Source organism: uncultured Alsobacter sp., from assembly GCF_945952055.1.
GTDB lineage: Bacteria > Pseudomonadota > Alphaproteobacteria > Rhizobiales > Beijerinckiaceae > Alsobacter.
This window is the reverse complement of sequence record NZ_CAMFHB010000007.1, coordinates 161,952-181,784: the sequence shown is the minus strand read 5'-3', so window position 1 is coordinate 181,784 and position 19,833 is coordinate 161,952. Positions and strand designations below refer to the sequence as shown.

The window sequence follows — 19,833 nt, the reverse complement described above, 5'->3', positions numbered from 1 at the left end:
CCAAGCCAATCATGCACTAACATTCACTCCGGACCACTCGGAGGGGGCTGATCAGGTTTCGACTTCTCGGCCTCGGCGGGCTCCAGCCACTCCGCGATCGCCGTGATGTCCGAGATCAGGGCCCTGCCCTTGGCGTTCTGGAGGATCGACCGGCCGGTGTTCACGGCTTCGACGGCGTTCTCCGCGTCGTCATGGACGAAGAAGACCCGCTCGCCGGCAAGCGCCTGTTCGGCATCCGACCGCCGCATCGTCGACCCGAAGAGCGATTTCACGAACCGGTTGACGACGAAGGCGCGCGCCTCCGGCCTCACGTTCAGGGTCTTGAGCCGGGCAAGCTCGGATCCCATGCGCTTGATGGCGGGCACGTGGTAGAGCCCCGTCGTGATCACCGCGTCGGAGCCCGACAGGAGGGTTTCCGTCCAGGGAAACCAGGTCTTCTGCAGGTCGATGTGGATGAAGTCGTAGCGCAGCGACAGAAGGTCCAGCAGCGAGAACAGGATGCTGTTGTTCACGCGCGCGTAGTCGGTGTGGGCCGCCGGGCTGCAGATCACGTCCACCCCTGCCGGATGCTGCGTGACGAGCAGGTCCACGAGGTGTTCGTCCAACCGGGACGGGTCGTCGAGCAACTCGGCAATGTTGAAGCGCGGCTCGACCTCGTAGTAGTCGGGCAGGGCACTGGACTGCAGATTGAGATCGAGCACGCAGGTGCGCTTGCGAGCCTGGCCCTTGCGGGAGGCCAAAGCGATGGCGGTCTCCATGGCGAGCATGGTGTTGCCGACGCCGCCCTGCACCGGCTGGAAGCTGACGATCTTGGCCTGGGCACCCGCCTGGCGCGCGGCCATGAGGCGGGTCACGACCTCGGGCAACTCGGTCGAGAGGTGCCGCCACCGGACCCAGTCGCCCCGCCCGGTCCGGACGAGCGAACGATAGGCCTCGGCGTCCATCGCCTCGCCGATATACACGACGAAGACCGGCCCCGGCGCGTCCTGCGCGTAGGACAGAACGGCTTCCGCCAGGTGCGAGGTCCCGTCGAGGTCCGCCACCATCACGAGGTCGGGTAACGGGGGCCGGGCCATGCGCCGGCCGAGGTCGGTCATGGGCAGTAGTTCGACGGCGAGCCGGCTTTGACGCAGCGCCTGCGCCAGGTTCTGGACGATGTCCTGACTGGTGTCGGCGGCGGCGATCAGCGCTTTCATCGTGGCGAACGGGCCTGGGGACGCAACGCACTCATGGCTTGCCGGACGACCCGCCCGATGCGGGCGCGGACCCGCCGCCATCATGGGTGTCGGACTTGAACGAGCTGCCGCCCGACAGCGGGACGCGATTGGTCCGGTAGCGGTCGATGGCGCGCTGGGCCCGCTCGCCGTCCATCGTGATGGAGGTCTGGTTGGCCGCTCGCGGCCAGGGGTCGATCACGTGCTGGGCCATGTTCCAGGCCACGGCGTCACCGGCGCCGAAGGCGACGCCCTCGGTGCGGTCGATGTACGGGGCGGCGCATCCGCCAAGGCCCACGCAGGCGGCGGCCGCGAAAAGCCGGAAGAGGTTCCGCGTCATCTCAGTTCCCGTTCCGTGCCGTGCTCGCACGCTGCATGTGTCCATACTGGCCCGTGCCGCCGCCGCTCGTGGCCAGGTAGTCCTGCAGGGCGTTCGACTTGCGCGGGCCCCGGGCGATCCCGGTCTGACCGTTCACGAAGGCGTCCACGTCATTGGCCGGAAGCGTGTTGTCCAGCGGCGATTCCAGCGGCTGCCCGGGCTTGGCGGGCCGCACGAGACGCGGCGTGACGATCACGACGAGTTCCGTTTCGCGCTGCTGGAAGGACTGGCTGCGGAACAGGATGCCCAACACCGGAACGCTGCCGAGCCAGGGGAACTGGTCGATCGTGCGCTGGCTCTGGGCCTGCAGGAGGCCTGCGATCGCGAAGCTCTGGCCGTCACGCAGTTCGACGGTGGTGTTGGCGCGCCGCTTCACGATGCCCGGCACCGCGACGCCTCCGGTCTGCACCGTCAGCGTCGGATCGAGGTCGCTGACCTCCGGCTTGACTCGCAGATTGATCAGGCCGCCGGCCAGCACCGTGGGCGTGAAGGACAGCTGCACGCCGAATTCCTTGTACGCGATGGTGATGGTGGGGACGCCGGCATTGGTCGACGACGCCACCGGCACCGGGAATTCTCCGCCGACGAGGAAGTCCGCCGTGTCGCCCGACACCGCCACCAGGTTCGGCTCGGCCAGCCGGCGCACCAGGCCGCGTTCCTCGAGCGCGCTGATCGCCACGTCGAGGTTCCAGCCGTTGCCGGTGATGGCCTTGACCGCGGTCATGAACGGGGTCGCGTTGCTGATCGCGTTGACCGCGGCGTTGATCGGGACGTTGCCGGCGAGGGTCGGAGTGCCGAACGTTCCCATGGTGGCATGGTTGGTGTTGCCGTTGCCGCTCCACCGCACGCCGAGGTCGCGCCCGGCGCTGCGGTTCACCTCGAGCACACGCACCTGCAGCATCACCTGCTGGGGCGAGGCCACGCGCGTCAGGTTCACGACGCCGTTCGGCGACAGGTTGGAAGCGATTTCCACCGCGCGGTTGACGGTCTGCGCGTCCTGGACCTGGCCGCTCAGCACCAGCCGGTCGCCGGCGCTCTGGACGGTGAGGCCCCTGCTGCCGGTCCCCTGCGCGACCTTCGCCGCGATGGCGCTCGTGTCGGGCCCCACGTCGACGTCGATGATGCCGACGAGCTTGCGGCTGCTGTCCAGCACCGAGATGTTGGTGGTGCCGATCTTCTTGCCGAGCACGTAGAGCGTCTTGTCGCTCAGCGGGATCACCTCGGCGATCTCGGAGGCGCCGACGAGGACGTCGGTGAAGGCCGCGCTGACGCGCACCGTCTGCGACTTGTTGACCGTGACCTTGACCTGGTTCACCGAGGCCACGGGGGTGGCCGTGACGCGCTGCTGGGCGCGCGCGGGCTGGCCAGGCGCCACAGCGGACGCCACGCACCCCAGCGTCACTGCAGCAATGGCCGCGAAGCGGCCGACCTTACTCTGTGGTTGCGCGATGGCCCGCAGTCTTATCCAACTATTCACCACGGTAACTCCGCGCTCCACGCCACATCGATCCGCCACAATGCGTCACGCTACAAGCGAAACATTTATTCCTAGTGTATGTTCGATCTAACGACTTTCCGGAAGCACGCTGTACTGTTGGCGATTGTTGCCGTTCCTGACGACGTTCACCACGCGGCTCGGGTCCTGGACGATGGGCGCCACGGGGGCGGCCGTGACAGTGCCGGTCTTGGCCGGTTCGGCGCGCGGCGTGAGATCCGAGATCGTGACGCGCGACGTCGGCTCGGGAGCCTGCTTGCCGGCCCGGTTGAGGATCAGCGAGAGCTTTCCCACGCCCTGCGCGAGGATCACCTTCTGGGCGTCCTGGGCCGCGAGTTCCAGCGTCACCGCGCGAGCGACCACCGGTTTGTCGGTGGTTTCGGCCGCGACCTGGTCGATCGCCAGCACCTTGACGTTCTGCAGGAGGATGTCGGCCACCGCCGAGGTGTCACGGGTGTCCTCTCCGCGGGTGAGCACCACGTCGACGCGGTCGTTCGGCAGGACGAAACCCGCCACGCCACGCACGTCGTCCACCCGAACCGTCACGGCCCGCATCCCGTCCTCGATGAGGGTGGACAGGGTGGCGCGCTGGCCGGGCTGGGTGACCTTGCTCGACAGGATCGGCTCGTTCTTCTCGATCGCCGACAGGACGAGGCGCTTGCCTCCCTTCAGCATCTCGTCGCGGGATCCGAAGGTGCCGGGCAAGTCGGTGTCCTTCGGCCAGACGATCTCGCGGGTGTTTTCGGGCGTCAGCTCCGACCCGAAGGGCAGCGCCTGGTTGGCCACGACGATCCGCCGGTCCTCGTGAGGCTTCGACGCGACGGTCTGCGACAGCAGGTAGCTGCGGGCAAGGTAGGCGGACAGCCCACCCAGTACGAGCGCGACAGCCAGTACGGCTAGAGACTGCATGCGCATGGCGCCCTCCGGATCTCGACCTCGGCGTCACCCGTCTCCGACGCAACTGATCAGTTGGACGCCGGAGACGGGAAGTCGGCTTACGGCTTGCCCAGGTCGGTGACCATCTTCGACCACTTCGTGTCGATCCACGACCCGACAGAACTGATGCTGGCAATCACGGTGACGAGCAGGATGCCGAGCAGGACCGTGTACTCGAGGAGGGCGGCGCCATCTTCATTTTTCAGGAATGATTTCAGAACCTTTGACATGTTGTCCCTTCCCGTCCTGACATGTTTCACAGGGGATGAGCACCCAGCGCGGGTGGCGCCGTGGCTCGCGGGTTAACAACACATTAATTCAATCGCTGAGTCAATTAGTGAAAAGGGGTTTAATCCTTAACTTATTTTTTGGTTAAGTTATTTAGCCTTTCGCAGGGAAGATGTCCGAAAGCAAGGCATCGCGGCCCATGGAAAAATTCCCGTTCTCGTCGGAAATGGGGATGAAGACTGGCGCAATGCCCAGGCCTCAGGTGAGTTGATTTGGGCGATGTCGTCGCGCTTCTCATGGGAGATCGCCCGCTCAAGCACCGCGCTGTTAACCTTGAACGCAGCTCGACGCTGACGCGGCGCCGACGGCCATGACTGAACCAGTCCGCCCGCCAGCCAAAGCTTTGTAGTCATCAGCGATACAGCTGGACCTGGTAGTAGAGTGACCCGCTCTTGGGATCACCGGGCTGAGCGATCCCGATGTACTCGCCGTAGATGGGGCCCTGCGAACTGGTCACGGGCAGTGTCAGGAAGAAGTTGGCGAGCGCCGCCACCGGGAGGTTCGACGCCTGGCCGTTCAGGCTGTACCCCTCGTTGGCAAGGTTGAGGCAGTTGAGGACCGCCACGTTCAGGACCCGCCTGTTGGGGTTGGTCGCGGCCGACGCCGTTCCGTTGTAACAGGCCGGGGTGCCCCGCTCGCCATTGCTGGACGCGTCGTTCACGAAGCCGTTGTTGATCTCGTACATGTAGACGCCATAGCGGCCGATCGCCGTTGCGGCACTGGTGCAGCCAGCCGGCGCCTTCCCGGCTCCCGCCGTTCCTGTCGGATGGGCGATGGTCCAATAGCCCAGGCAGTTCCAGGTGCCGTTGCCGAGCGCCACGCTGGGACTCGTCATGTTGCTGTCGAGCGGAAAGCCCGCGGCTCCGGACGTTCCCGCGTTCGTGCCGTTGGGGTAGGGGGAGGGCTGGGACGGGTTGCAAGCGGCATTGTTGTTGCCGTTCGCGTTGCCGTTGCCATTGCCGTTCGCGTTCCCGTTTCCGTTCCCCCCTCCATTGCCGCCGGAGGGCGTGAAGCCTTTCCGCACATTGGGCGCCGGCGCATAGTTCGCGTTGCCGCGGCAGTTCTGGAAACTGCCATTGTAGAGATCGAACCGGGTGTTGAGACCCTCGTCCGAGGCCGCGATGTTCCCCGGCTGCGTGTTGATGGCGGTGTTGCGGAAGCAGGTCGCGGGACTTGTCTGGGCCGCGGCCTGCACGACGGTGTTTCCGCTCCCGCACAGGTTGGTCGTGTTGTTCACGGGAGGAGAGATCCACCCGAAATTGCCCGGAGCATACTGTGCATTGCCGGCACCCTGCAGGGCGACCAGCCTGTTCGGCGTCGAATTGATGAGGGCCGCCGTGGCCTGGTCGTAGGTCATCCCCGACGTTTCGAAGGGGTTGCAGATGAACATCGGCGTGAACTGGCAGGCCACCTGGTCGAAGCCAGCGACCGCCGCTGCGCCCGTGCTGATGGTGTTGCCCGAACCGGCCGAAACGAAGCTTGCAGGAAGGATCGTCGGCAAGGTCACGGGGGCCAACGTCACCGCGACGAAGCGTGCATGGCCGTCGTCGGCCGCCACCGTTCCCGAGGTGAAGCTCGTGCTCGCCGCAGGCAGGGTCCGGTAGAAGACGATGCTGGAGACGGCGACCGATCCTCCGCCCAGTCCAGCCACCCCGTTCTGCACGAGCGAATTGATGGCGGCCGTCGCCCGCGCCCGTGCGCCCGGCGCACGGTTCAATTCGGCGGCTCCTGCCAAGGCCAGAGCGTCCGCGCCGGCCTGCAACTGCGTCTGCAGGCTGCGGATCCGACCGCCGTCGAGCGCCAGCACGCCAAACCCGACGATGACACCCAACATCACTGTCGCGTAGGGGAGGATCACACCCCGGCGGTCGCCGGCAAAGGCGCTGAGCACGGATCGCATGACCGTCGTGGGGAGGAGGCGGGTGCGCATGGTGGCTTCCTCAGCAGGGTCCGGTGAAGCATTGCGCGGACGACGAGAGCGCCTCGCCGGTCACGGTGGTGGCCAGCCCAGGGATCTGGATGTTGGCGAAGCCAGACAGGGCCCCCAGGAAATAGAACGAGAAGGTCAGGTTCTGCAGGGACACCGACACCGTCGGAACCGGGCCGCCCGGCCGCCCGTCGTAACCGAGCCCCGTCTGGCGGTAGGTCACCACGACATTGTTGACGGCGAGACCGGGGAACATGTGACACATGCCCATGGTGTACCGGCCCGTCGGCGTGCCGCAGGTCCCGCCGTTCGACCGCCCGAACACGATCGTTCGCAGGGCCGCCGTGCTCAAAGCCGGCGCGTTGCCGACGCCGGTGCAGGTGCCGGTGCACGTGCACGTTGCGCTGCCGCCCGAGCAGGTCACGGTGAAGTTCGGCATCGCTCCGCCCGGGGTGCTGCAGGCGGATCCGTTGGAGCACAGGTTGTTCAGGCCGGTGGCCACCGGGTCCGAGACGGCGGCAAGCCGAGCCCCCATTTGCACGGCCTTGGCGGCAGCGTTGTACTGGTAGAGCCCGTTCAAAAAATCGACCGAACCGAGCAGGAAGACGAACAGGAGCGGCATCATCACGGTCGCTTCGACGAGCGGCCCGCCCCGTTCGCATCGCAGAAAGCGCCCGAGGAGTGAGGATCCGTTCATGGTCATCCCGCCCCGATCATGCGCTCGCGGTGCGTGACCGTGATCGCCGGGATCGTCTTCTGCAGGAATCCCATGCTGCCGAAGGTGTTGACGGTGAAGGTGGTGGTCACGGCGACCACGTAGATGTTCCCGTTGAAGCCGCCGAGATAACTGTTGGTGTTGGCCACTGCGTTGCAGGTGACAGTCACGTTGGCCGCGGTCCACCCGCTGACGCGGGCGGTGCCACCGGATACCAGTCCGGTGGTCGCCAGGTTCTTGGCGCTCGCCCAACTCGCCGAGGCGCACGGGTCGCCAGAAGTGTTGGTGTTGCGGGAGATATAACGGGCGGCGTCCCGGATCCCTGACGCGATGAGCTGCTGCTGAAAGTAGGCGTAGGAAAACTCGAGCACGCCGAAGATGACGGTCATGAGCACGGGCGCCAGCACGGCGCCCTCGACCAGCGCCGAGCCGCGCCGCTCGCGAGCGAACCGTCCCAGGAGACGCGACACCACCAAGGGCTTATTCTCTCTTTAAGCTCGATCGGTAGGAATAGCTTTAATATTTAGCAAAAAAGTCACACGACGCAACCCGCCCGTCATGCTTGGGCTGTGCTCTGCTTAATGCGCCCGTCTCAGGACGTGAGCTGGGCGAGCGTGGCCACCAGGCCCATGCCGAAGGCAACCCCGTAAGGGACGCCCATTTTGGGGTCGTGAAGCTGCCTCAGCCAGCCGATACGGAGGAGGCTGGCCGGCAGCGGCAGTCGGCGAAACGACAGCAGCATCAGGCCGAGGCCCGCTCCGGCGATGGCGCTCACGACGAAGAAGTCGAGCAGAGGCCTGGTCGGGCCGTACCAGAGCGCGATGGCGGCCCCGAGCTTGGCATCGCCGCCGCCGATCCAGCCGCGCGCGAACATCAGGATGCCCGCCACCAGGATGGCGAAGGCGACCGCCCCGTGGCTCGCGACCTCCGCGAGTCCGAAGCCAGCCGCGACGGCATAAAGAGGGAAAAGCACCGCGATGACGGCGTTGAGCGTGTTGGGAATGGTGTAGGTCAGGAGATCGTAGAAGCTCGCGGCGACCACGAGAAACAGCAGCACGAGCAGCAGTGCCTGGCTCACCGTGGGTCTCCTCCGGCGCGTGACGGCCGCTGCCTCGTCCTGGCAATGGGCAAGGGCAACACCCCTGGCGTCAGACCCGGAAGGTCCAGCGCACCAGCCGATAGACGATCACGCCCCAGTTTCCCAGGCCGAAGCCCACGCAGAGAGCTCCTGCGATGATCCAGCGCGGATTGACGCGATACCCGAAATCCACGGAACCCTCCCGAAGACGCCCTGTGAAAAAGGTCATAGCGTCGCAGGGCTTAACATTGCGCCAACGGCGTACAGCTGCCGGGAGATTCATTCCCTAGATACTCGGATAGGTAGCGTCATGTTCATGACTATGGGACTACTGTCGTGCATCTGGGCCGCCAATCTCGGGCGAGGGGAATGCGAGGCAAGGGATCCACCCACTCACGGCGCAGGGCCGCGGGGCTCGTCGCCCTGCTGGCGACGGGCGCGGCGTGGACCTCGCCCGCTCAGGCGCAGCTGCGCAGCTTCGAGCTGGGCGCCGGGGGATGGTTCATCGACAACCTCCAGGCCGATGGCGTCGCCCTGCGCACCGACATCCGCGACGGACGCAGCGGGTTGCGCAAAGGGCTGTTCCTGCTCCTGTGCGACAGGCGATCCGTGAAGGCGGTCTTTTCGCTGCGCGCTTCCGGCCCCCTGCAGGGCCGGTTGGTGAGCGGGCAGGGGGTGGCATCGCTGCGCTTCTCGGCGGGAGCCGGTCAGGTGGGCGACGCCCGGCACATGGCCGGCCTGACGGTGGCCGAGGGCGGCAGCTTCGAACTCGCCGACCTGCTGCCGGACCAGACAGGCTCCCTCATGGTGATCCCCCGGGAACTCCTCAGCGGCAAAACCCAGGTCACGCTCACGCTGACCGAGTCGACCCGCGTCGACAGCTTCTCCAAGCCTCAGGTGATCCAGCTCAAGGTCAACAGGGACCAGGACGCCACCGCGCAGCTCACCGACTTCCAGACCTCGTGCATCCTGCTGCAAAGGTTCACACCGAAGTCGTGACCCGGATGGCCCGCCGGCCCGGTCGAGCGGCCGCCGCGCTCAGAGACGACCAACCGTTCATCCTGCACGGAGGGTTGTGATGAACTTGATCCAGCGGTTGCCGCCACTCGCGTCCACCGGCTAGGCATCGACGTCGGGCGCAGTCGTCGAGGTCAACGCGCCCCAGAACACGGCGTCATTGCCACGCCGCGCGGCTCGGCAAGGCGCTGCGCGGCACGTTTGCGGCTCGGCGCGCGGGGTCTCAGGCGCGCCGGCTCTGGCGCCTGCGGGCGAACTTCGCTCCCACGAACAGAGAACACGCCAACAGCGACAGCAATCCTGCGCCAGCGATGGGGGCCGGAACGGGCCGAACCGAAACCTCGTCGATGCCCATGCCGATGAAGGAGTTGCCACCGCTCGTGCCTGTCGCGTTGCGGAAAGTGATCGTCGCCGATCCCGCTACGAGATTGGCCTGGACGGTCGAGACAGCGTCGAATTTGTTCCCGGAGCCGCTCAGCAAGGTGATGAAGCTGTTCAATCCTTGCGTGATCTCGGCGATCACCGTGCCTGTCGCGTTCTCGCTGTTCACCGCCTTGACATAGAAGTCGATGACGTAGAGGCCGGCTGACGCGACAGTGAAGACCTGGCTGAGAACACCGGTTTCCTTGCCCACCTGTGCGTAATTTCCGACACCCCCATTTCCACCAGGTGGGTACGCGACGTCAGCGTTCCTGGTCCAACCGGTGGCTTGGACGTTGGCGCCGTTGCCGGACAGAAGCTCAAAGCCGCCATTGACGATCTGGGCGTTTGACGATGACGCGAAGGTCAGGAGCGCAACGACGGTCGCTAGAATTAGACCAGCTTGCAGTCTCATGGCGGCTATTCCTCGGTCCCTGTGGTTGTCAGCGTTTTGTCAGTTAAGTGTAATATAATTTATCATCCGCTGATTGCGCTAAACAATAAGAAAAAACCAAATTGGGGAGCAATAAAGTATGGTCTTTGTTCAATCTGACAATTCGCTGACAGTTCCGAAAGTGTTCAGCGTGAGCTAGGCCATGATGGTTTTGCTTGCGGATGACATGACGCGTGCAGCGGGTGCTTCCGCGTCGACAGTTTTTCCAGGTCGCGGGTCATCTCGTTCGATGTCGACAGGGGCCAGCCGCCGAGGCGCAGCTCACGCGCGTCCAGATTGTGTGAATCCTGCTGCACACGTTCATCCGGAAGTCGTGGCCCGACTTTCCGGCATCGGGCCGTAAGGGCGGCTTAGCCCGCCCAAGCTTGCCATGGCCCACCGCGCTGGCTACGGATGGCCCTTGACCTTGCAAGGGCCCTTCCATGTCGAAAGTCGCACTCATCACCGGCGCAACCGGGCAGGACGGCGCCTACCTGTCCGAACTCCTGCTCGACAAGGGTTACGTGGTCCACGGCATCAAGCGCCGGTCCTCCTCGTTCAACACCGGGCGAATCGAGCACCTCTACCAGGATCCGCACGAGGAGAACCAACGGTTCATCCTGCACTATGGCGACATGACCGATGCGACCAACCTCATTCGCATCGTGCAGGAGACGCAGCCGGACGAGATCTACAATCTCGCCGCGCAGTCGCACGTGCAGGTGAGCTTCGAAACCGCGGAATACACCGCCAACGCGGACGGGATCGGCACGCTGCGCCTGCTCGAGGCGATCCGGCTCCTCGGCCTGGTCGGCAAGACCCGCTTCTACCAGGCCTCGACCTCGGAGCTCTACGGCAAGGTCCAGGCGGTGCCGCAGTCCGAGACGACGCCGTTCTATCCGCGCAGCCCCTACGCGGCCGCCAAGCTCTATGCCTACTGGATCACGGTGAACTACCGCGAGGCCTACGGCATGCACGCCTCCAACGGCATCCTGTTCAATCACGAGAGCCCGCTGCGCGGCGAGACGTTCGTCACGCGCAAGGTCACCCGCGCCGTGGCCGCCATCCGGGCCGGACTGCAGGACAAGCTCTATCTCGGCAATCTCGACGCCCGCCGCGACTGGGGACATGCCCGGGACTACGTGCGCGGCATGTGGCAGATCCTGCAGCAGCCCGCGGGCGACGACTACGTGCTCGCCACCGGCGAGACGCACTCGGTGCGCTCCTTCGTCGAGCTGGCCTTCGCCGAGGCCGGCATTTCGATCGGCTGGCGCGGGCAGGGTGTCGAAGAGAAGGGCTTCGACACCGCCACCGGCGCGGTGCGGGTGGAGGTCGACCCGCGCTACTTCCGGCCCACGGAGGTCGACCTGCTGATCGGCGATCCCACCAAGGCCAACACCGTCCTGGGCTGGCGGCACGAGGTCAGCTTCCCCGCGCTGGTGGCCGAGATGGTGCGCGAGGACATCGCGGCCGTTTCGAAGGACCGGCATCTGGCCCAAGACTGACCCGACAGACGACTGACCCGACAGACGACTCATGCGACCGATGACTGATCAGAAGCTTGGGCCGGAACGGCACCGGCAGGGAGACGCCCGATGACATCCCCGCAGCCCTTTTCCCTGGCCGGACGCAAGGTCTTCGTGGCCGGCCATCGCGGCATGGTCGGCTCGGCCCTGGTCCGCCGCCTCGCCGGCGAGGACTGCGAGATCATCACGGCCACGCGCTTGGATCTCGACCTGAAGAACCAGGCCGCCACCTTCGCCTTCGTGAAGGACGTTCGGCCCGACGCGGTGATCATCGCGGCCGCAAAGGTGGGCGGCATCCTGGCCAACGACACCTACCCGGCCGATTTTCTCTACGACAACCTCGCCATCGAGGCGAACCTCATCAAGGCCTGCCACCTGTCCAGCGTCGCCAAGGTGCTGTTCCTGGGGTCCAGCTGCATCTATCCGAAGCTGGCGCCGCAGCCCCTGCGCGAGGACGCGCTGCTCACCGGGCCGCTCGAGCCGACCAACGAGTGGTACGCCGTGGCCAAGATCGCCGGCATCAAGTTGTGCCAGGCCTTTCGCCGCCAGTATGGCTGCGACTACGTGTCGGCCATGCCCACGAACCTCTACGGGCCCGAGGACAATTTCGACCTGCAGTCGAGCCACGTGCTTCCCGCCATGATCCGCAAGGCGGAGGCGGCGCGCCGCGACGGTGGCCCGCTCCCCATCTGGGGCACGGGAAAGGTGCGGCGCGAGTTCCTGCACGTGGACGACTGCGCCGACGCGTTGATCCACATCCTGAAGAACTACAGCGCGGAAGAGCACGTGAACGTCGGGTGCGGCAGCGACGTCACGATCGCCGAGCTCGCCGGCATCGTCAGCCGGGTCGTCGGCTATGACGGTCCCATCGCGTTCGACACCACCAAGCCGGATGGTACGCCACGCAAGCTGATGGACGTGTCACGGCTCGCGGCCCTGGGATGGACGGCCCGGATCGGCCTGGAAGAGGGCATCGCATCCACGTACCGGTGGTACCGGGATCACCACGCCACGGCCTGAGGCCATGGACGCGGGGCTGCCCGTATTGCCGCTCTATGGCTTGCTGGCGTTGGCGCTCGGTACGCTGGCGCCGAGGGTGCTGCAGCCGCTGCTGGCCGCGGTGCTCGTGCTCGGCGCCTTTGCGCTGGCGGTACCCGAACCCGTCCGGTCGGGCGCGGTGCAGCGTTGGCTGGAGGCGCGATACGACGGCAGCGGTGTCGAACGCCTCGCCGACCCGGCCGGGATCATCGTCCTGGGGGGTGGGCTCGCAACCTATGTCGTCGATGCCCATTTCGGCAATTCGCTGGACGAGCGCGGTCGAAGCGGGCGGATCACGGGTGCGGCCGCCCTGGCGAACCGCTTTCCCAAGGCGCGCGTGATCCATACCGGTCGAGAACAGGCTTCCGCCAGCGACGCCTTCGCGACGCTCGGCGTGGCGCGCGAACGGATCGTCGTCGAGGATCGCTCGACGACGACCTACGAGAATGCCCGCTTCAGCGCCGATCTCCTGCGGCCCCAGCCCGGGCAGCGCTGGATCCTGGTGACGAGCGCCTCCCACATGCCCCGCGCCATGGCGACGTTTCGCTCCGCCGGCTTCGACGTGGTGGGCTATCCGGTCGACTTCGAAGCGGATCCCTCCCGCGCGCCCCCGCCGGCCGCGGCGTGGGCCGCGCAAAACGGCTGGCCGCGCGGGCGCCGGGAACTGCTCTCGATCCTGGGCTACGTCGTCACCGGCCGCATTCTGCCCTGGCGGCTGTTGGGGTGACGCAGCACTCTGCTACTCTGCGGTTACGAGTTCGCGACGCCTCCGGCGGTCCAGCTTGCACGTCCATCTCGGTATCCTGGCCGGGCTTGGCCCGGCCATCCACGACGTGAGAGTGGCCCCGGCAAAGTCGTGGATGCCCGGGCCGGGCCCGGGCAGGACGGCGGAGAGGTGGTCGCGGACTGGATGGAAAGGTCGTTTGCAAAGCGGCACCGACACCTCATTCTCAGCGTCTCAGCACGAGAGCGGCAGAGATCGACAATCCGAACCGCTCCGGCGCCGCATTGACAAAAATCGGATGATTGCTCTATCGGTGAGCAGATGCTCGGATTGTCCCTGAACGCATGAGCTTGCGCTTGCCTGGCTTCGACCTCGTCATCCTGGACTGCGACGGCGTCCTCGTGGACAGCGAGACGATCAGTTGCGGGACCCTGTCCGAGATGTTCCTGCCGCTCGACCCAGCCTTCGACGTGCCCTTCGTCATCAAGCGCTATCTCGGCCGGCCCGCCACCGCGGTGCTGGAGGACTACGAGCGCCTGACGGGCCGGCCGGCGGGCGAGGGGTTCGCCCGGGACTGGCGCCAGCGCCTGTTCGCGGCCTTCTCCCGGGACCTCCAGGCCGTGCCGGGCATCCGGACGGCCGTCGAGGGCTTGGACTGCGACTACTGCGTCGCGTCGTCCAGCGACGAGGAGCGGATCGAGCATTGCCTGCGCACGACGGGGCTGTGGGATCTGTTCGATGGGCGCGTCTTCAGCACGACGCGCGTCAAGCACGGCAAGCCCGCGCCGGACCTGTTCCTGCTCGCGGCGCGCGAGCGCGGCGCCGATCCCGGGCGTTGCCTGGTGATCGAGGACAGCGTCAGCGGGGTTAAGGCCGGCAAGGCCGCCGGCATGACCGTCTTCGGCCTGACCGCGGGCAGCCACTACGCCATCCTCGACCAGCGCGATGCGCTGCTGGAGGCCGGTGCCGACAGGCTGCTCGGCTCGTGGGACGAGCTGCCCGTGGCCCGGGCCTCCTGAGGCGGCCGTGGCGGAGGGCGACAACAGCCGCCTGGACGACGCCGCACGCGCCGGCTGGCTCTACTACATCGCCGGCCGGACCCAGGACGACATCGCCCAGATCCTGAACATCTCCCGTCCCTCGGCGCAGCGCCTGGTGTCGCTGTGCCGGTCCGAGGGGCTGATCAGCTTCCAGATGAACCACCCGATCGCGCAGTGCATGGATTTGGCGGCCCGCCTGCGCGACCGCTTCGAGCTGCTGCACTGCGACGTGGCGCCCTCCGACGGCTCCGGGGACACGGCGGCGGTCGGGGTGGCATCGCTGGGCGGCCTCCTCATCGAGCGCTGGCTGCGGGCGCGCAAGTCGCTCGTCATGGCGCTCGGCACGGGCCGGGCCATGCGCAGCAGCATCGAGCGCGTCCCGCGCATGTCCTGCCCGCTCCACCGGCTCGTCTCCCTGGTCGGGACCATCTCGCCGGACGGCTCCGCAAGCCCCTATGACACGCTCGTCAAGCTCGCCGAGATCACCCGGGCGCAGCATTTCCCCATGCCCCTGCCGCTGTTTGTCTCCAGTGCCGAAGAGCGCTCGCAGCTCCTGGAAATCGAGTCCGTTCGTCGCATTCGCGCCATCGCGGGCGAGGCGGACGTCTGGCTCATGGGCATGAGCCAGATCGGCGACGACGCGGTGCTCCACCGCGACGGGTTCATGAGCCGCGCGGAGCTGGTGGAGCTCGTCCGGCTCGGCGGCGTCGGCGAGGTCACGGGGTGGGTGTTCGATGCGGACGGCCAGTTCCTCGACCGTGGAACCAACCTGCGGGTGACCAGCGTTCCCCCCGAGCCGGGGAGTTCCCGGCCACGCATCTGCGTCGCCTATGGCGAACCCAAGGTGGCCGCCATGCGCGCCGCCCTCAAGGGCCGGATCATCAACGGCCTGATCACGGACGAGGAGACGGCCCGGGCTCTGCTCGCGGCGTGAAGCTCCGCTCCAGCTTGTCGGCCCGCAGGGTCCGGCCTGTCATCGAACCGTCGTCCATCCTTGACATAACGAACGCGGTCATGGGATCATCTGCTCTACAAATGAGCATATGCTCGCCATAACCGATCGAGGGAGGATACGATGCGAACGGTCTTTCGTGCGCTTGCCGGTGCCAGCGCCTTGGTCATGGCGGGTCTTTCACCTGCTCTGGCCGCCACGGAAATCGAGCTGTGGCATGCCATGGGCGGGGCGCTCGGGGAGCGCGTCGACGAGCTCGTCAAGAAATTCAACGACTCGCAGAAGGACTACGTCGTGAAGTCCACCTTCAAGGGGACCTACGACGAGGTGCTGAACGGCATGATCGCCGCCTACCGCGCCAAGCGCGCGCCCGAGATCGTGCAGTCCAACGAGCGCTCGATGCTGACCATGGTCAATTCCGGCGCGATCGTCCCCACCGACGAGCTGATGCGCGAGCAGGGCTACACGGTGGACTGGACGAAGTTCATCAAGCCGGTGGCGAACCACTTCTCCATGAACGGCAAGATGCAGGCGATGCCGTTCAACTCCTCCACGCCGATCCTTTTCTACAACAAGGATCACTTCAAGGCGGCCGGCTTCAACAAGCCCGGCGCCACCTGGCAGGAGCTGGAGCCGCAGCTCAACGCCATCAAGGAGAAGGGCGTCTCCAAGTGCGCCATGGTGCTGCCGGGCGACTATGAGTGGAGCTTCCTGGAAAACCACAGCGCCGTGAACGACATCCCCTACGCCACGCGGCGCAACGGGCTCGACGGGCTGGACGCGACCTTCGTCTTCAACAAGGGCAAGCTCGTCGACCAGGTGGAGCGCATGAAGCGCCTCATCGGCTCGGGCGTCATGCAGATCGCCGGCCAGGGCATCATCCCGGTGCAGCTGTTCACCTCGGGCGAGTGCTCCACGATCATCGCCTCGACGGCAACGCACGCCGCCATCATCGCCGCCGCCAAGTTCGACTGGAGCGCGCAGGGCATCCCCTACGAGCAGGGCGTCACCCCGAAGAACAGCGTCATCGGCGGCGCCGCGCTGTGGACCATCAAGGGCCAGACACCCGAGAAGTACAAGGCGGTCGCCGCCTTCTACAACTTCATTTCGCAGCCCGAGACGCAGGTCTGGTGGCACCAGGCCACGGGCTACGTGCCGGTGACCACGACGGCCTACGACATGGCCAAGGCGCAGGGCTATTACGAGAAGAACCCGACCCGCGAGATCGCGGTCACGCAGCTCATGCGCGGCACGCCGTCCGAGAACTCGGCCGGGTTCCGGGTGGGCAACTCCAACCAGATCAACGTGTCGATCATGGAGGAGGTCTCGGCCGCCTTCCTCGGCAAAAAGCCGGTGCAGCAGGCGCTCGACGACGCGGTCACCCGCGGCAACCAGGGCCTGCGCCGCTTCGAGCAGCTCAATGCGAGCAAGCAGTAGCACCGAAGCCATCGCGGCGGCGGGCGGGGGCGCGCGGCGTCTCCGCCTGCCGCTCGTCGGCCGGCGCCTCGACGGCGAGGCCGAGAGCGGGCTGAAGCGCGCCCATTTCCGCGACAAGGGCGTCGCCTACCTGCTGCTCGCGCCGCAGATGTTCGTCCTGCTGCTGTTCTTCTTCATTCCCTCCGTCCGCGCCCTCATCCAGGCCTTCCAACTGACGGACCCCTTCGGGGCCACGACGCAGTGGGTCGGCTTCCAGAATTTCCGCGAGCTGTTCCAGAGCGGTGTCTACTGGGCGTCGCTGCAGGTGACGGTGGTCTTCACGCTGGCCCAGAACGCGCTGACGCTGTCCGTGGCGCTGGTGCTGGCCTTCGCCACCAACCACATCGCCCGTGGGCGTGGCGCCTACCGCACCATCCTGCTGCTGCCCTACGCCATCGCGCCGGCGATCGCGGGCATCATGCTGGCCTTCCTGTTCAACCCGCGGGTCGGTCCGGTCGCGCAGATGCTGCAGGCCACGGGTTTCGACTGGGACCCGACGAAGACCTCCGGCCACGCCCTGGCGCTGATCGTCATGGCCGCGTCGTGGAAGCACATCTGCTACAACTACATCTTCCTCGTCGCCGCCCTGCTCTCCGTCCCGCACTCGATCCTGGAGTCCGCCTACATGGACGGCGCGGGACCGATCCAGCGCTTCCTCAGGATCCAGATCCCGATGGTCGCGCCCACCCTGTTCTTCCTGGTGGTGATCAACTTCGTCTACGGGCTCTTCGAGACCTTCGCCATCGTGGACGCCACCACTCGGGGTGGCCCCGCGGGCGCGACGTCGATCCTCGTCTACAAGGTCTATCTCGACGGCTTCGTCACGCTCGATCTCGGCGCCTCGGCCGCCCAGTCCGTCGTCCTGATGATCCTGGCGCTGGCGCTCACCTATGCGCAGTTCAAGTTCGTCGAACGGCGCGTGAACTACAGCGTGTAGGCGGCCATGAACGAGCGCACGCCCATCCTCGACGCCGTCTGTCACCTGATCCTGCTCGCGGGCGCGCTGCTGGTGTGCCTGCCGATCTACTTCGTCATCGTCACGGGGTCGATGTCGCAGCAGGAGATCATGCGGGTGCCCATCTCGTGGCTGCCCAGCAACCAGTTCTTCGCCAATGTCCGGACGGTCTTCGCCAACGCCGATTTCGGGCGGCTGCTGCTCAACTCCTTCATCGTCGCCGTCGGCATCGCGGTGGGCAAGCTGAGCGTTTCCGTCATCGCGGCCTTCGCCGTCACCTACTTCCGCTTCCCGTTCCGGATCGCGGCGTTCTGGCTCGTGTTCATGTCGCTGATGCTGCCCATCGAGGTGCGCATCGTGCCCACCTACGAGTCGGCGGCCAACGTCGCCCTGCCGCTCAACCTCGTCGGGCAATGGCTCGGCATCACGGCGCTGGTCGACCTCGACTGGAACATGGTGAACACCTATCCGGGGCTGATCCTGCCGCTCATCGCCTCGGCCACGGCGACCTTCCTGTTCCGGCAGTTCTTCCTGACCGTGCCCGACGAACTGTGCGAGGCGGCCCGGATCGACGGGGCCACCCCCATGCAGTTCTTCCGGCTGATCCTGCTGCCGCTGTCGCGCTCGAACTTCGTGGCGCTGGCGATCATCCTCTTCCTGCTCGGCTGGAACCAGTATCTCTGGCCTCTCCTGCTGACCACGGACCAGAGCATGGCGACGGCCGTGATCGGCCTCAAGAAGCTGATGCCGCAGAGCGACTCGCTGCCGACCTGGCACCTGCTCATGAACGCGGCCTTCCTCACCATGCTGCCGCCCATCATCGTAATCCTCGCCCTCCAGCGGTGGTTCGTGAAGGGACTGGTCGACAGCGGCAAATAGACATCATCGGCAAGTCAACACGACGGGGCTGGACCCATGCGGATCATCGGACATCGCGGCGCACGCAACATCTGGGCGGAGAACAGCCTCGGCGGCTTCCGCAACGTCTGCGAGCTGGGCGTGCAGGCCGTCGAGCTCGACGTCCACCTGTCCAGCGACGGCGAGCTGATGGTCATCCACGATCCGCTGCTCGAGCGCACGACCGACCACAAGGGGGCGCTGGGCCGCATGAGCCGGGAGGCCCTGCGCCGCGTGAAGCTCCTCGACACGCTGGACGAGACGATCCCGACCCTGGACGAGGTGCTCGACGTGTTCGCGCCCACCGGCATCGAGCTCGAGATCGAGTTCAAGATGGACGCGACCGGCAGCCCCTATCCCGGGGCCATCGACAAGGTGATCCGCCTGGTCGAGGCCCGCGGGATGGCGTCGCGCGTGGTGCTCACCTGCTTCGTTCCGGAGGTGCTGGAAGAGATCCGCGGCAAGGCGCCCGACTGGCGCCGCCTCGCCTCGGTGGACCGCCGCTCCTGCGAGGCCTTCGGCGGTCTCGACCGGACGCTTCGGCGTTTCGTGGATCTGGGCTGCATCATCGCCGTCGAGCAATCGCTGCTGGGACTGGTGCTCGACCGCGCCGTCGGGATCGTGGGCAGCGACCGGCTGGGCGTGTGGGTGCCGAACACGGTGCGCGACCTGGACCATTGGCTCGACCAGCCCATCGCCCAGATCACCAGTGACCGGCCCGACCTGGCGCTCCGGCTGCAGAAGGCCAAGGCGGCGAGGGGATGAACCTCACCGGCTGAGCGTCACGGCCGGCCCGTCACCGGGTGACGGCCGGGCGATCGCCGCCCGCGATGTCGGGCCGGTCGACCCGGGCGAAGAGCTCGATGAAGTGGCCGTCGGGATCGTCGACATACATCTGCACGATCCCGTCGCCGCGCTGGAAGGGGCCGGCCGACAGGGGCACGCCGTGCTTTTCCAGTGTCCGTGTCGCCTCGTCCAGGTCGTCGACGGCGAAGGCGAGGTGGTGCGCCAGGCCCGATTTCAGCCCCGGTCCGGCATCGAGCCATCCGGCCGGCGAGGTCGTGTCCTTTTCCAGGATGAAGTGCAGCTCGAAATTGGGACCGCGGAACCAGCATCCGCCGAACTTGAAGCTCGAGGGGCGCGGCACCTCCTCGAGACCGAGCACGGTGCCATAGAAATGGCGCGTCCTGTCCAGGTCGCGCACGATCAGGGCGCTGTGATCCAGCCTCGTCAGCTTCATGGCGTTCTCCCGGGGCGTCCTGTGGCGGCGCCGGGAGCGATCCTAGAACAGGCCGGGTTTCCCCGGAAAGGCAGCGTGCTCTC

The 19,833-nt window shown here is 66.4% G+C and carries 22 protein-coding genes; 10 read left to right on the top strand and 12 right to left on the bottom strand.

Translation table 11 applies throughout. The annotated features are described in order from the left end of the window. Positions 1-23: 23 nt before the first annotated feature. The 10 genes from Q0Q47_RS07990 to Q0Q47_RS07945 all read right to left on the bottom strand — a co-directional run bounded on the left by Q0Q47_RS07990 (position 24) and on the right by Q0Q47_RS07945 (position 8,225). Positions 24-1,196 carry a hypothetical protein gene (locus Q0Q47_RS07990; RefSeq protein WP_293857109.1) on the bottom strand — a complete coding sequence of 391 codons (1,173 nt, stop codon included), beginning with the start codon at positions 1,194-1,196 and terminating at the stop codon, positions 24-26. A gap of 31 nt (positions 1,197-1,227) precedes the next feature. Further along, positions 1,228-1,554 carry a hypothetical protein gene (locus tag Q0Q47_RS07985; protein ID WP_293857106.1) on the bottom strand — a complete coding sequence of 109 codons (327 nt, stop codon included), beginning with the start codon at positions 1,552-1,554 and terminating at the stop codon, positions 1,228-1,230. Position 1,555: 1 nt separating this feature from the next. Continuing rightward, positions 1,556-2,980 (bottom strand): type II and III secretion system protein family protein, encoded by a 1,425-nt coding sequence (locus Q0Q47_RS07980; RefSeq protein ID WP_293857103.1) that lies wholly within the window; start codon positions 2,978-2,980, stop codon positions 1,556-1,558. Positions 2,981-3,157: 177 nt separating this feature from the next. Then, entirely contained in the window at positions 3,158-4,003 is an 846-nt protein-coding gene (gene cpaB, locus Q0Q47_RS07975) for a Flp pilus assembly protein CpaB (protein WP_293857100.1), read from the bottom strand. A gap of 80 nt (positions 4,004-4,083) precedes the next feature. Continuing rightward, positions 4,084-4,254, bottom strand: a complete 171-nt coding sequence (locus tag Q0Q47_RS07970; protein ID WP_293857097.1) for a Flp family type IVb pilin — start codon at positions 4,252-4,254, stop codon at positions 4,084-4,086. Positions 4,255-4,664: 410 nt separating this feature from the next. After that, the gene (locus Q0Q47_RS07965) at positions 4,665-6,242 is read right to left on the bottom strand and encodes a pilus assembly protein TadG-related protein (protein ID WP_293857094.1); all 1,578 of its coding nucleotides are present in this window, start codon (positions 6,240-6,242) and stop codon (positions 4,665-4,667) included. Positions 6,243-6,252: 10 nt separating this feature from the next. Beyond that, complete coding sequence (locus Q0Q47_RS07960) at positions 6,253-6,936, bottom strand: TadE/TadG family type IV pilus assembly protein (RefSeq protein WP_293857091.1); 684 nt, start codon at positions 6,934-6,936, stop codon at positions 6,253-6,255. Positions 6,937-6,938: 2 nt separating this feature from the next. After that, positions 6,939-7,427: a TadE/TadG family type IV pilus assembly protein gene (locus Q0Q47_RS07955; protein WP_293857088.1), complete on the bottom strand. Its 489-nt coding sequence runs from the start codon at positions 7,425-7,427 to the stop codon at positions 6,939-6,941. 119 nt (positions 7,428-7,546) lie between these two features. Continuing rightward, complete coding sequence (locus tag Q0Q47_RS07950) at positions 7,547-8,032, bottom strand: prepilin peptidase (protein ID WP_293857085.1); 486 nt, start codon at positions 8,030-8,032, stop codon at positions 7,547-7,549. Between the two features lie 70 nt (positions 8,033-8,102). After that, on the bottom strand, positions 8,103-8,225 hold the full coding sequence (locus tag Q0Q47_RS07945; RefSeq protein ID WP_293857082.1) for a hypothetical protein: 123 nt from the start codon (positions 8,223-8,225) through the stop codon (positions 8,103-8,105). A 176-nt stretch (positions 8,226-8,401) separates the two neighbouring features. Here Q0Q47_RS07945 and Q0Q47_RS07940 point away from each other — a divergent pair, with 176 nt between their 5' ends. Beyond that, positions 8,402-9,031, top strand: a complete 630-nt coding sequence (locus tag Q0Q47_RS07940; RefSeq protein WP_293857079.1) for a hypothetical protein — start codon at positions 8,402-8,404, stop codon at positions 9,029-9,031. Positions 9,032-9,272: 241 nt separating this feature from the next. Here Q0Q47_RS07940 and Q0Q47_RS07935 read toward each other — a convergent pair whose 3' ends face one another. Continuing rightward, positions 9,273-9,884, bottom strand: coding sequence for a hypothetical protein (locus tag Q0Q47_RS07935; protein ID WP_293857076.1), 612 nt, complete (start codon positions 9,882-9,884; stop codon positions 9,273-9,275). A gap of 461 nt (positions 9,885-10,345) precedes the next feature. Between Q0Q47_RS07935 and gmd the strand changes: the two genes are divergently transcribed. The 9 genes from gmd (at position 10,346) to Q0Q47_RS07890 (ending at position 19,275) form a co-directional block, all read left to right on the top strand. Then, positions 10,346-11,407: a GDP-mannose 4,6-dehydratase gene (gene gmd, locus Q0Q47_RS07930; RefSeq protein ID WP_293857073.1), complete on the top strand. Its 1,062-nt coding sequence runs from the start codon at positions 10,346-10,348 to the stop codon at positions 11,405-11,407. 90 nt (positions 11,408-11,497) lie between these two features. After that, on the top strand, positions 11,498-12,448 hold the full coding sequence (locus tag Q0Q47_RS07925; RefSeq protein ID WP_293857070.1) for a GDP-L-fucose synthase: 951 nt from the start codon (positions 11,498-11,500) through the stop codon (positions 12,446-12,448). A gap of 4 nt (positions 12,449-12,452) precedes the next feature. Then, a complete protein-coding gene (locus Q0Q47_RS07920) occupies positions 12,453-13,193 on the top strand; it encodes a YdcF family protein (protein ID WP_293857067.1) in 741 nt (246 codons plus the stop codon). A gap of 353 nt (positions 13,194-13,546) precedes the next feature. Further along, positions 13,547-14,209 carry an HAD family phosphatase gene (locus Q0Q47_RS07915; RefSeq protein ID WP_293857064.1) on the top strand — a complete coding sequence of 221 codons (663 nt, stop codon included), beginning with the start codon at positions 13,547-13,549 and terminating at the stop codon, positions 14,207-14,209. A gap of 7 nt (positions 14,210-14,216) precedes the next feature. Further along, on the top strand, positions 14,217-15,164 hold the full coding sequence (locus Q0Q47_RS07910; protein WP_293857061.1) for a sugar-binding transcriptional regulator: 948 nt from the start codon (positions 14,217-14,219) through the stop codon (positions 15,162-15,164). Between the two features lie 141 nt (positions 15,165-15,305). Continuing rightward, a complete protein-coding gene (locus tag Q0Q47_RS07905) occupies positions 15,306-16,619 on the top strand; it encodes an extracellular solute-binding protein (protein ID WP_293857058.1) in 1,314 nt (437 codons plus the stop codon). Continuing rightward, positions 16,603-17,595: an ABC transporter permease subunit gene (locus Q0Q47_RS07900; protein ID WP_293857055.1), complete on the top strand. Its 993-nt coding sequence runs from the start codon at positions 16,603-16,605 to the stop codon at positions 17,593-17,595. The genes Q0Q47_RS07905 and Q0Q47_RS07900 overlap by 17 nt, the downstream gene beginning before the upstream one ends. A 6-nt stretch (positions 17,596-17,601) precedes the next feature. Further along, on the top strand, positions 17,602-18,492 hold the full coding sequence (locus tag Q0Q47_RS07895) for an ABC transporter permease subunit (RefSeq protein WP_293857052.1): 891 nt from the start codon (positions 17,602-17,604) through the stop codon (positions 18,490-18,492). Positions 18,493-18,528: 36 nt separating this feature from the next. Continuing rightward, positions 18,529-19,275 (top strand): glycerophosphodiester phosphodiesterase family protein, encoded by a 747-nt coding sequence (locus Q0Q47_RS07890; RefSeq protein WP_293857049.1) that lies wholly within the window; start codon positions 18,529-18,531, stop codon positions 19,273-19,275. A 31-nt stretch (positions 19,276-19,306) separates the two neighbouring features. On the opposite strand, the gene Q0Q47_RS07885 is transcribed toward Q0Q47_RS07890, so the two are convergent. Then, complete coding sequence (locus Q0Q47_RS07885) at positions 19,307-19,750, bottom strand: VOC family protein (protein ID WP_293857046.1); 444 nt, start codon at positions 19,748-19,750, stop codon at positions 19,307-19,309. Positions 19,751-19,833 lie beyond the last annotated feature (83 nt).

What these genes read in the sequence shown, in the direction of transcription:
- Q0Q47_RS07990 (WP_293857109.1), bottom strand. Translation starts at nt 1,196, where the DNA reads ATGAAAGCGCTGATCGCCGCCGCCGACACCAGTCAGGACATCGTCCAG.
- Q0Q47_RS07985 (WP_293857106.1), bottom strand. Translation starts at nt 1,554, where the DNA reads ATGACGCGGAACCTCTTCCGGCTTTTCGCGGCCGCCGCCTGCGTGGGC.
- cpaB (WP_293857100.1), bottom strand. Translation starts at nt 4,003, where the DNA reads ATGCGCATGCAGTCTCTAGCCGTACTGGCTGTCGCGCTCGTACTGGGT.
- Q0Q47_RS07970 (WP_293857097.1), bottom strand. Translation starts at nt 4,254, where the DNA reads ATGTCAAAGGTTCTGAAATCATTCCTGAAAAATGAAGATGGCGCCGCC.
- Q0Q47_RS07965 (WP_293857094.1), bottom strand. Translation starts at nt 6,242, where the DNA reads ATGCGCACCCGCCTCCTCCCCACGACGGTCATGCGATCCGTGCTCAGC.
- Q0Q47_RS07960 (WP_293857091.1), bottom strand. Translation starts at nt 6,936, where the DNA reads ATGAACGGATCCTCACTCCTCGGGCGCTTTCTGCGATGCGAACGGGGC.
- Q0Q47_RS07940 (WP_293857079.1), top strand. Translation starts at nt 8,402, where the DNA reads ATGCGAGGCAAGGGATCCACCCACTCACGGCGCAGGGCCGCGGGGCTC.
- Q0Q47_RS07935 (WP_293857076.1), bottom strand. Translation starts at nt 9,884, where the DNA reads ATGAGACTGCAAGCTGGTCTAATTCTAGCGACCGTCGTTGCGCTCCTG.
- gmd (WP_293857073.1), top strand. Translation starts at nt 10,346, where the DNA reads ATGTCGAAAGTCGCACTCATCACCGGCGCAACCGGGCAGGACGGCGCC.
- Q0Q47_RS07925 (WP_293857070.1), top strand. Translation starts at nt 11,498, where the DNA reads ATGACATCCCCGCAGCCCTTTTCCCTGGCCGGACGCAAGGTCTTCGTG.
- Q0Q47_RS07920 (WP_293857067.1), top strand. Translation starts at nt 12,453, where the DNA reads ATGGACGCGGGGCTGCCCGTATTGCCGCTCTATGGCTTGCTGGCGTTG.
- Q0Q47_RS07905 (WP_293857058.1), top strand. Translation starts at nt 15,306, where the DNA reads ATGCGAACGGTCTTTCGTGCGCTTGCCGGTGCCAGCGCCTTGGTCATG.
- Q0Q47_RS07900 (WP_293857055.1), top strand. Translation starts at nt 16,603, where the DNA reads ATGCGAGCAAGCAGTAGCACCGAAGCCATCGCGGCGGCGGGCGGGGGC.
- Q0Q47_RS07895 (WP_293857052.1), top strand. Translation starts at nt 17,602, where the DNA reads ATGAACGAGCGCACGCCCATCCTCGACGCCGTCTGTCACCTGATCCTG.
- Q0Q47_RS07890 (WP_293857049.1), top strand. Translation starts at nt 18,529, where the DNA reads ATGCGGATCATCGGACATCGCGGCGCACGCAACATCTGGGCGGAGAAC.
- Q0Q47_RS07885 (WP_293857046.1), bottom strand. Translation starts at nt 19,750, where the DNA reads ATGAAGCTGACGAGGCTGGATCACAGCGCCCTGATCGTGCGCGACCTG.